Genomic DNA, 9,511 nt, shown 5'->3' with positions numbered 1-9,511 from the left:
CGGGCCACCCCATAGGCGCTCCCCTGGCCCCTCGCTTCACCCCGGGTGTGTCCGCGGGCCCACGCGGGCGTGGCCGAGGGCCCGCGTCAGCGCCCGCTCAGTAGCGCCACACCTCGAGTGAGGACGCCTGGTCATTCCACTGGGTGCCCAGGTTGTCGATGTTCTGCGTGACGTACAGCCCCGAGCCGCCCCAGTTGTCGTGCTGCCAGAGGTTCGCCCGGTAGTTGCCGATGAGGCGCACGGAGGACGCGCGGTCGTTGAAGCCCCGGCTGCTCAGCTCGTAGGTGGGCCCCGTGAGGTGGATGACGTCGCCCTGGTACCCCACGTGCTCGTAGAGGTACACGCCGGCCTGGGCGCCGTAGCCCCACACCGCGTACGCATAGTCCCCGTACCAGCGCATGTAGTGCGCGCCCCACCAGGTGTAGGCCCAGTTGTCGAAGCCCCCGGGCGTGCGCTTGACCAGGACGGTCCAGTACTGGAAGGGGAAGCGGGCCCGCACGCGGGAGGCCAGCTGCGCCGCCCGGTTCTCCGCGGTGCCACTCAGGCTTCCGAGCTGGCCGTCGACATAGCTCGCCAGGAAGCTCTCGCTGACCGCGCTGTCGCTCGACAGGGTGTTGAACGCCACGTGGCTGTAGCCATCCACCCAATCCGAGTGCCGGTACAGTCCGTAGTGCGTCGCGGAGTAGCCCCAGTTGTCGCCTCCCGGGGTGCCCGAGACGATCACGTGCCAGTACATGCCCGGCAGCTTGTGGTCCAGGAACGTCCTCGCCTCGATGACCCGATCCCTCGCCTTGTCATCACCATCGGCGTGCCAGCCGTAGGAGATGTTGTTGAAGGCCGTGGTGAAGTCCGCGCCGAGGGAGGCCGCGTTCGTGGCCAGACGGAAGTTGTGGGCGATGATGGCGTCGATGAGCCCCGCGCCCGGGAAGTCCATCATCATCACGCCCGTGCGCTGCACGTTGGCGCCCATCAGGTAGTGGAGGGACTGCTCGTTGACGTCATCCGCGATCCCCGCGGGCGTTCCCCCGGCGCCCGAGGCGCTCAGGAAGTTGACGTACAGCGCGTTGAGGTCGCCCGTGTTGGCCGCCACGAGGTGGTTGCGCACCAGGTTCCACTTGTTGGTGGTGTTGGTCTCCTCCCACGCGTCCTGCAGGCGGATGCTGCCCCAGTTGATGCCGTGGTCACCGCCCTCGAAGTCGTCGAGGATGACGATCTTCCCGCGCACCTCGCTCAGCGTTGGCACGTACGTGCCCCGCCAGATGTAGGGATTGTAGGCGGGCTGATCGCGATACCACTCGAACGTCGCGGCGAAGGAGCGGGTGGTGTTCTCCTCGGTGTGCTCCTTCTTGACGCGCATCAATACGGTCTCGGTGGGGTTGTCCTTGAGGAACTGCACCGTGGTGGCCAGCACGTCATCGAAGTGGGTCATCAGGTAGTACGCACCATGATGGATGGTGAAGCGGTCTCCGATGTGGCGGGCGCGGATGTCCACGGCACGCACGCCCGCGTCGAGCTGCGGACGCAGATTCAGGCCCTGGGTGAGGATCCACGCGCGTTCGAAGACGGTGACGTACCACTCCGTCTCATCGGCCATGGTGTCATGCGTGCCCGGCAGCGAGAGCGCGGACACCCGGGTGCTGTCCGGCACCCAGCGCATCCAGTTGGGATGCTGTGTGGGAATGCTCGTCGCGTCGTTGAAATACCGGCCATGCGCGGCGGCGAAGGGCGCCGGCAGGAGCAGGGCCAGGAGGAGGGCCAGCACACCACGTCGAATCAGGGAGGGATTGTGCAGCGGCATCATGCGTTCTCCAGGAGGGGGTCCCGCGCATGGCCTAGCACGGGCTCATCCTGGAGAAACGTGTAAAGCTATAAAAGTGGGTGTCAGCGCCAGCCGGCGAGGACGAGCTTGCCCACCATCTTCCCGGACTCGAGCCGGGCGTGGGCCGCGCGGAGGTTGGAGGCGTTGATGGGGGAGAGCGTCTCGGTGAGCGTCGTGCGGAGGCGGCCGGTGTCGATCCATTCGACCACCTGTTTCAGGGCGCGGTGCTGCTCCTCCATGTCGGGTGTCTGGAAGCGCGAGCGGGTGAACATGAGCTCCCACGAGAAGCTCACGCTCTTGCCCATGAGCCGGCTCAGGTCGAGGGGCTGGCTGGACTCGACGATGGAGACCATGCGGCCGAAGGGCTTGATGACGTCGCACATGGTGTCCCAGTAGCCCGCGGTGTCGACGGTGTTGAAGACGTAGTCGACCTCGGGGATGTCCAGGCCCGCGAGCTGCTGGGGGATGTTCTCGCGGTGGTTGATGACGTGGTGGGCGCCCATGTCGCGGCACCACTGTTGGGACTCGGGGCGGGAGGCGGTGGCGATGACGCGCAACCCCGCCAGTCTGGCGAGCTGGATGGCGATGGAGCCCACCCCGCCCGCGCCGTTGATGAGGAGGAGCGTGCGGCCCGAGTGCCTGCCACCCGGGTCGATGGCGCAGCGGTCGAAGAAAGCCTCGTAGGCGGTGAGGGAGGTGAGGGGCAGGGCGGCCGCCTGGGCGTCATCGAGCGACTTCGGCTTGGGACCGACGATGCGCTCGTCCACCAGGTGCAGCTCGCTGTCACAGCCCGGGCGCACGAGGCTGCCCGCGTAGTAGACGGCGTCCCCGCGTTTGAAGAGCTTCACGTCCGGCCCGGTGGCCTCCACGACGCCCGAGGCATCCCAGCCGAGCACGCGCGGCGAGGACTCGGTCTTGTCCTTGGGCGCGCGGACCTTCACATCCACGGGGTTGACGGAGATGGCGTGGACGCGGACGAGCAGGTCCCTTCCCTGGGGGACCGGGTCCGGTAATTCCACGTCGAGCAGGGACTCGGGATGGGAACTGGGCAGGTAGCGCTTCAGGGCAACGGCCTTCATGGATTCTCCCCTCGTGTCGAGATGGAAAATCAGTCCACGGAGTGCCGGAATGTCACGCGAGCGCGGTAGGCCTTCCTGCTCGGCGGGTGGGGAAGGTGGCGGCCCTCTTATCCCCAACCCCCGAGGTCAGGGCCTGCGCCCTCTTCTCTCTGGCAGTGTCCGCGCCTTCCGGAGGGACGCCGTATGCTCGACGAAGGCAATCCGTTGTGGGGGGCAGTGCCCGAGCTCACTCCTGGCACGGAGGTAGCCGGCTTCACCGTGGAGGGGACGATCGCCTCCGAGGTGAAGGCCGCGGCCGCTCTCTCCAGCAGCTGCTTCTTCCATTGACCCACCAGCACCGGGTGCACTCCGTGAAGGGGGTGGTCCTGAAAATGGGGTCCTCTTCAGTCAGTCGCCCGGGTAATCTTCTTGGGCGGTTGTCGTTTCAAGGGGCGGCCCGAATGGCGAAGGACTACGCACTCGTCGCCCGGAAGCACCCTGACGGGGACAGCCTCCCACATTCCTCGTGGCGCTGGCGCTCCCAGGCAGGAGCACCCCCGGCCGAGCGCAGCACGTGTCCCTTTCCAACTCGTACAGGTGTGGAGGTGCAGCATGTAGATCAGCTTCAACACCTCCTCAACCAACTTGCCGATGCAGCAAAAACACCTCGAGGACAACCATTTCTCGTCATCACAGGCAACCTGAGTGAGCCGACCATGTTCAAGTTGGCCAGATTCCTACAGAGAAACACGCGGGGCACACGAATCATCAAGTTGGAGGAGGCCCAAATACTGGACGAGACGAAGCAATTGCGCGCTGCGTTCAAGCTACCCGAGAACTTGTCCGGAGGTGCGCAATGAACCGGTGGCCTCTCTGGGCGGTCCTGGCCCCGGGCGATCCATCCTGGATGAAGAAACGCGCCTTCGACGCATTAGGCTTGGATGAACATGAGGAGGACGAAGAAGGGCCGCCCTTTGAGTTGAGCCTGGGAAGTGGCCGCTACCACGCCCTCGTAGGGACAAACCCCATTGACGTAGGCGCTGAGATTCAGATCGCCAAGACACTGTCGCTCGAAGGTGATGAGCCCGTGTACTCAATCGAGCGCGCCAACGACCCCTGGACCGTCATGTCGTGGAGAAACGGCACGCCCGATGTCCTGGAGGAGTCTCCAGCAGCCCTGGCGGCGTCTCTAGGTTGTCCGCTGCCAGGAAACGCGAACACGTCAGAGTTGCCCGCGAGAAAGCCGCTTCAGACGGTCGCATTGGCGGAAGGAGTTCGCGCACAGGAGGCGCACCGCGCGCTCGAGGAAGATGCTGGCGCGACACTTCCCCCGGGGCATTATCGCCTCGAAGACACACCGCGAGGGCTCCTCATCGCCAGCGGAACGCGCGACATGGGTTGCGCTGACCTTACGGTATCGGAGCATTTTCCGCATGTGCGCGTGTATGGAGTTGTTGCCTCACCGGACTTGGATACGTTCTTTGTCAATGTGCTCCAAGGAGGAGCGTGCATTGGGCAGTTCGCACAACCGTCTGAGGAGTTTCCGCCGTTCCCTGTTCTCAGTGAGGTCAAGGGCGAGCGCTCGCCCGAGCGGATTCTCGCGGCCCTCGGCATCCCAGCGGAGTGGTTCCGGAATGAATGACGGGTGCCGGGCGGCCTCGCCCTGGCCCCGTACCCCCGTCCAAGCGGAGTGGGATGGCCAAACATGCCGCCTGAATGAGCTTCAGCTTGTACGAATCCAACAGCCCCGCCCTCAACCTCGGCTGGAGCGCCGTGCCTCCGACGCATGGGGGGGTTGAAAATGGGGAGGAGGGGGGGAGGTGGCGGCCCTCTTCGGCTCTTCAGCGCTGCTCCGCCTCGAGGAGGTTGTACTTGAAGGTGAAGGACTGACCCGCCCGGATGTCGATGGTTCGGACAACATCCTTGCCCGCTTCCCGGTTGATGAGTCGGACGGTGTGGGTTCCTGCCTCGACCTCGACAGGAGGCACCGGCGTGGGACCCAACTGCCTGCCATCGAGGTAGATGGTCGCGTAGGGGCGGATGCGGAACTCCAGGATGCCCGTCCCAGGTGAAGAGGGTGGAGGTTCCAGCGTGCCTGCCTCGACCGGTGCAGGTTGGATCCCGCGCTTTCCCCTGGCCGTTTTCCCCTCGGCTTTGGCGCGCACTGCTGGCCCTTCCTTCGCGGTCTGGGCCTCGGAATGCGCGGCGGGGATGGGAGGCTGGGGAGCGGGCTGTTCGTTCTCGGCGAGCACTGCCGTCGCAGGTGGAGGCACGGTTGGAGGCTGTTGGATGGCGGGCGTGGTCGCAACGGCCCCGGCGGGTGCTGCGCTCGGGGTGGAACCAGGGTCGCGCAAGAGCAGAACCCCGCCGGCCAACGTGAAGAGCGCGAGACCGGCCAATGCACTCCTTCTGCCCGTGCGACGCGAGGGCGGAACAGGATCCTCCGCCTCGGCGACGACCGTGGCGTGGCTGCTGGACGAAACAAGGGTGGGCGCATCCGACTTCGCGGCGCCTGTGTCCGACTCGTTCCTGGCCAGTCTCGTCATGTCGCTGGCCTGGTGTGTGTCGCTACCTGAGCGGCGGGTGGGACCACTCCCGGGACGAGGCGGGTGCACCTGCCCCGTCTTCTCTTCAGGCAACCGGGCCACGAGCCGCGACAGTTGGTAGGCGCCTACCGGCTCGCCACTGGAGTGGATGAAGTGCTCCAACTCCGCCTGAAAGGCGCGGCAATCCGGGTAGCGGTGCTCACGTGCCTTGGAGAGCGCCTTGTCGAGGATGTCTCCCAGGGCCCGTGGCAGGTCCGGCCGGCGCGACACCGCGGGCACGATGGGCTCGGACACGATGGCCTGCATCATGCTCACATCGGTGGTGGCATCGAAGGGCTTCTGGCCGGTGAGCATTTCGTACAGGACGATGCCGAGCGCGTAGACATCCACGCGCCGGTCGAGCAGCCGGACCTGGAGTTGCTCCGGCGGCATGTAGGCGATCTTTCCCTTGATGAAGCCCGTCTGGGTCTTGTGGCTCTGGTTGATGGCCTTGGCGATGCCGAAGTCCACCACCTTCACCGCACCCTGGCGGGACAGCAGGATGTTGTCCGGGCTGATGTCGCGGTGGATGAGGCCCAAAGGCTCGCCGGTCCTCGGGTCCGCGAAGTCATGGGCGTAGGCCAGGCCTTCGCACGCCGAGGCGATGATCCTGGCGCAGAAGGCCGGTGGCAGAACCATCCCCGCCGCCCGCGCACGCTTGGACAGGGTGCGCAGGTTGGGCCCGTCGATGTACTCCATCGCCAGGTAATAGAACCCATCGCACTCACCAAAATCGAAGATCTGCACGATGTTGGGGTGCCCGAGCTGCGCGGCCAGCGTCGCCTCGGCCAGGAACATCTCCACGAAATGGGCATCCTCGGCCAGGTGCGGGAGGATGCGCTTGAGCACGAGCGTCTTCTCGAAGCCCATGGGACCGGCGGACCTGGCGAGGTACACCTCGGCCATGCCCCCCGTGGCGAGTTTGCTGACGAGTTGGTACCTACCGATGCGCAGCAAAGCCCTCTCCTGTCGCGTGACCGAGAATCAACGCGGACGCACGTCTTTCATCGAGCCCGTGCGTCCACCGCGTGCTGAACGTGCCCTGGCTGAGTCAGGCGGTGCACCGATTCGGTTTTCGCCCGGCCCCAATCCAAGCGCCTCCCCTCCTGCAGTGTTTCTACCAACTAATACAACGGACAGGACGGAGGCATGCTGGAGGCGTTATTAATGGATAGGGGTTTTGAGCAACATTGTCCGTAACCATTGCAGTATTGGAGACTCGTGCACTTGTTGTCATAGACGCAGCCCAATGAGGCATGACATCCCCTGCTGATCAGGCATTCCGAGTCTCTATTCGGACAAGTCACCGTGCTACCTCCGCAGGTGCCGAAACTTTTGCACACGTCACCCGCTGTACAGGCGTTGCCGTCATTGCAGGAGGTGCCCGAGGGTTTGAGGGCGTGAATGCATGTACCAGCGCTGCATGTGCCGGTGGGCTCATGGCACTGACTCGGAGCGGTGTTGCACACTACCGGACTGCCGCCGCAGGTGCCGAAACTGTTGCACACGTCACCCGTGGTGCAGCCGTTGCCGTCATTACAGGAGGTGCCCGAGGGTTTGAGGGCGTGACTGCATGTGCCACCGCTGCATGTGCCGGTGGGCTCATGGCACTGGCTTGGAGCGCTGTTGCACACTACCGGGCTGCCGCCGCAGGTGCCGGATGCGTTGCAAACGTCACCCGTGGTGCAGGCGTTGCCGTCACTGCAACTGCTACCCGCTGCCTTGAGCGTGTACACACACTTGGCTCCATCCCAGGAGCCGGTGGAGTTGTAGCACTGGGTGTTGGGTGGGGTGTTGCATACCGGCACCGTCCCCGCGCACACTCCGGAGTTGTTGCATACGTCGTTGATGGTTCCGGGGTTGCTGTCATCGCAGGACGTTCCTGCCGGCCTGGGGGTGTAGCTGCACTCCCCATTCGAGCAGGTGCCCGCCGTCTGGTAGCAAGGCCCCGGCGGGCTGTCGCAGGCGGCAGCGCCACAGCAATTGCCATCGACACAATGACCTGAAGAACACTGGCCCGACACGGTGCAGGCCGCGCCGAGTGGCAGCTTGTCTCCGCAGCGGTTGTTGACGCACAGGACACCAGCAGCACAGTCCTCGTTCGCCGCACATCGGATGGGGCAGGCCCCGCCGGTTCCATCACAGAGGTAGGGGGCACAAAGCGGATCGCCCGCGTTTCCGTCTTCCGCTGCCGAGCAGGTGCCCCGGGTCACATCGCAGCGCTCACACGGACCCGTACAGGCCTGGTCACAGCAGGAGCCATCCACGCAGAAACCAGAGCCGCAATGGGCGTTCTCGGCACAGGACTCTCCGAGGGCTCGCTTGGGAAGGCACCGGGAGCCCTCCGCGAAGTATCCCTCCAGGCAGCTTCCGCATGTGCCGTCCACGCACGTGCGTCCCTCCGTGGCGCATGCCGCGCAAAGGTCACCCGCATCTGCGCAGGACAACTGCTCGTCCGTGCTGCCATTACAGTCATCGTCCTTGCCATTGCACACCTCGGTGGTGGGCAACGAAGCGCCCACGCAGGGGCCGTAGGTGCCCTCATCACCACAGGTCCGGACGCCCGGCTGGCACTCGCCGGCCTCCAGTCCGCAAGCGGCCGTCGAGCCCGGCTGACATGCCGTGCCCTCCTCGGGCTGGCAATGACCCTCCACGCAGGCGAAGCCCGACAGACAGGGGTGTTCGGTATTACAGCCGCGAGGCTTCTCCTGATCGAACTCCTCGAGCGCGGGAACCAGGCACGCCGCCAGACCCAGGCTGGTCAAGACCGCCAACTTCCACATCTTCGCCCTCATCATCACTGCTCCCCCTTCGCTTGGGAGTCCATGCCGGTACCGGAAAGCAACCAGTTGATGGCGGCGCCAGTACCCAGGAGCCCGGCGGCACCGAAGAGCAGGTTGGCCACGCGCGCGGAACTCACTGCCTCACCATGCCGGGCCACCATCTCGTCGCGAAAAGCCGCCTCGCGGGTGGCCTGGACCTGTGCGCGGCTCTGCAGCCCGAAGATGCCGCCCACCCCGCCCGCAATCGCGCCGCTGCCGAGCAGCACGAGCGTGGGCGTGGGAACGGACACCCTGCCCAGGGACACTCGCGTGTTCAACCAGGACGGGCGCGCTTGTGGCGGGGCGCCGGACGGGAGGAGAACGGTGGGACCGGCCGGGGTGGATGCCTCCTGCTGTTTGCGTTGGCGAGCGGCCAATTCCTCGCGCACCTCCTTGCGAATTCCCTCGAACTCTCGCGTCAGTTGAGGTGAAGCGGGCGCGGGCAGCGAGGCTTCCGGCTCCAGCAACAGGGCCGACTTGAATGCGGCCACTGCCTCCTCGTGCATTCCCATATCCGAAAGGATGAGCCCCTCGAAGAGCGCGATGCGCACATCCTGGACAAGGCTCCTGGGAAGGCGCCGGGCCTGGGCGAACTGTGCCAGGGCACGCTCGTACTCGAGAGACTCATACAGGCGCTCGCCAGCGGCGATGTAGCGCTCGGACTGCTCCTGGGCACGAGATGCGGTGGGAAGGCATGCCAGCGCGACAGCGAGCGCAATGGCGAAGGAGATGCGATGGAGGGAGGAATTCACACACTCCAAATGACCAGACTTCGTGTGCCGTCTGAAGGACCACCTGGGAAGTCAACAGCGTGGCCTACCCTGTGCGGTGGGGTCCGCGGAAATGGATGGGTAGCGGAAGCCGATCATGAGCCGCACACCGGCTGTGCTGCCCGGCTGAGCGCCCCGAGGACCCGGACGCCGCATCCCCAACCCCCGAGGTCAGGGCCTGCCCGCTTCTCTCTCTGGTAGTGTCCGCGGCTTCTGGAGGGACGCCGTATGTTCGACGAAGGCAATCCGTTGTGGGGGGCAGTGCCCGAGCTCACTCCTGGCACTCAGGTGGCCGGCTTCACCGTGGAGGGGACGATCGCCTCCGGCAGTTTCGGCACCGTGTACCGCGCGAGGCGGAGCGGAAAGCCCTACGCCGTCAAGCTGGTGGCCCTCCACCCTCGAGGTGACCGGGAAGCCGCCGCGCTGCGCCTGGTGCGGCACCCCAACGTGGTGACCT

Annotated in this window: 6 protein-coding genes and 1 pseudogene; 3 read left to right on the top strand and 4 right to left on the bottom strand. The window is 65.6% G+C overall.

Annotated elements, in window-relative coordinates:
- Positions 1-97: 97 nt before the first annotated feature.
- Together AC16DP_RS48720 and AC16DP_RS48715 are read right to left on the bottom strand one after the other, a co-directional pair.
- Positions 98-1,801 carry a phosphatidylinositol-specific phospholipase C domain-containing protein gene (locus tag AC16DP_RS48720; RefSeq protein ID WP_329734593.1) on the bottom strand — a complete coding sequence of 568 codons (1,704 nt, stop codon included), beginning with the start codon at positions 1,799-1,801 and terminating at the stop codon, positions 98-100.
- Positions 1,802-1,881: 80 nt separating this feature from the next.
- Positions 1,882-2,898 (bottom strand): zinc-binding alcohol dehydrogenase family protein, encoded by a 1,017-nt coding sequence (locus AC16DP_RS48715; protein WP_329734594.1) that lies wholly within the window; start codon positions 2,896-2,898, stop codon positions 1,882-1,884.
- A gap of 183 nt (positions 2,899-3,081) precedes the next feature.
- On the opposite strand from AC16DP_RS48715, the gene AC16DP_RS48710 reads away from it, so the two are divergent.
- Both AC16DP_RS48710 and AC16DP_RS48705 read left to right on the top strand, forming a co-directional pair.
- Positions 3,082-3,225: a hypothetical protein gene (locus AC16DP_RS48710; RefSeq protein ID WP_329734595.1), complete on the top strand. Its 144-nt coding sequence runs from the start codon at positions 3,082-3,084 to the stop codon at positions 3,223-3,225.
- Positions 3,226-3,784: 559 nt separating this feature from the next.
- Positions 3,785-4,519: a hypothetical protein gene (locus AC16DP_RS48705; protein WP_329734596.1), complete on the top strand. Its 735-nt coding sequence runs from the start codon at positions 3,785-3,787 to the stop codon at positions 4,517-4,519.
- 199 nt (positions 4,520-4,718) lie between these two features.
- On the opposite strand, the gene AC16DP_RS48700 is transcribed toward AC16DP_RS48705, so the two are convergent.
- Together AC16DP_RS48700 and AC16DP_RS48695 are read right to left on the bottom strand one after the other, a co-directional pair.
- The gene (locus tag AC16DP_RS48700; RefSeq protein ID WP_329734603.1) at positions 4,719-6,416 is read right to left on the bottom strand and encodes a serine/threonine-protein kinase; all 1,698 of its coding nucleotides are present in this window, start codon (positions 6,414-6,416) and stop codon (positions 4,719-4,721) included.
- Positions 6,417-8,259: 1,843 nt separating this feature from the next.
- Positions 8,260-9,036 (bottom strand): hypothetical protein, encoded by a 777-nt coding sequence (locus AC16DP_RS48695; protein WP_329734597.1) that lies wholly within the window; start codon positions 9,034-9,036, stop codon positions 8,260-8,262.
- A gap of 246 nt (positions 9,037-9,282) precedes the next feature.
- Between AC16DP_RS48695 and AC16DP_RS48690 the strand changes: the two are divergent.
- Positions 9,283-9,511 (top strand): annotated as a pseudogene (locus AC16DP_RS48690) (serine/threonine protein kinase); the annotation flags it as partial.

The organism is Archangium sp., assembly GCF_057119385.1.
This window is presented reverse-complemented; position numbering and strand designations above follow the sequence as displayed.

Coding starts and splice junctions, on each gene's coding strand:
- AC16DP_RS48720 (WP_329734593.1), bottom strand. CDS start 1,801: ATGATGCCGCTGCACAATCCCTCCCTGATTCGACGTGGTGTGCTGGCC.
- AC16DP_RS48715 (WP_329734594.1), bottom strand. CDS start 2,898: ATGAAGGCCGTTGCCCTGAAGCGCTACCTGCCCAGTTCCCATCCCGAG.
- AC16DP_RS48710 (WP_329734595.1), top strand. CDS start 3,082: ATGCTCGACGAAGGCAATCCGTTGTGGGGGGCAGTGCCCGAGCTCACT.
- AC16DP_RS48705 (WP_329734596.1), top strand. CDS start 3,785: ATGAAGAAACGCGCCTTCGACGCATTAGGCTTGGATGAACATGAGGAG.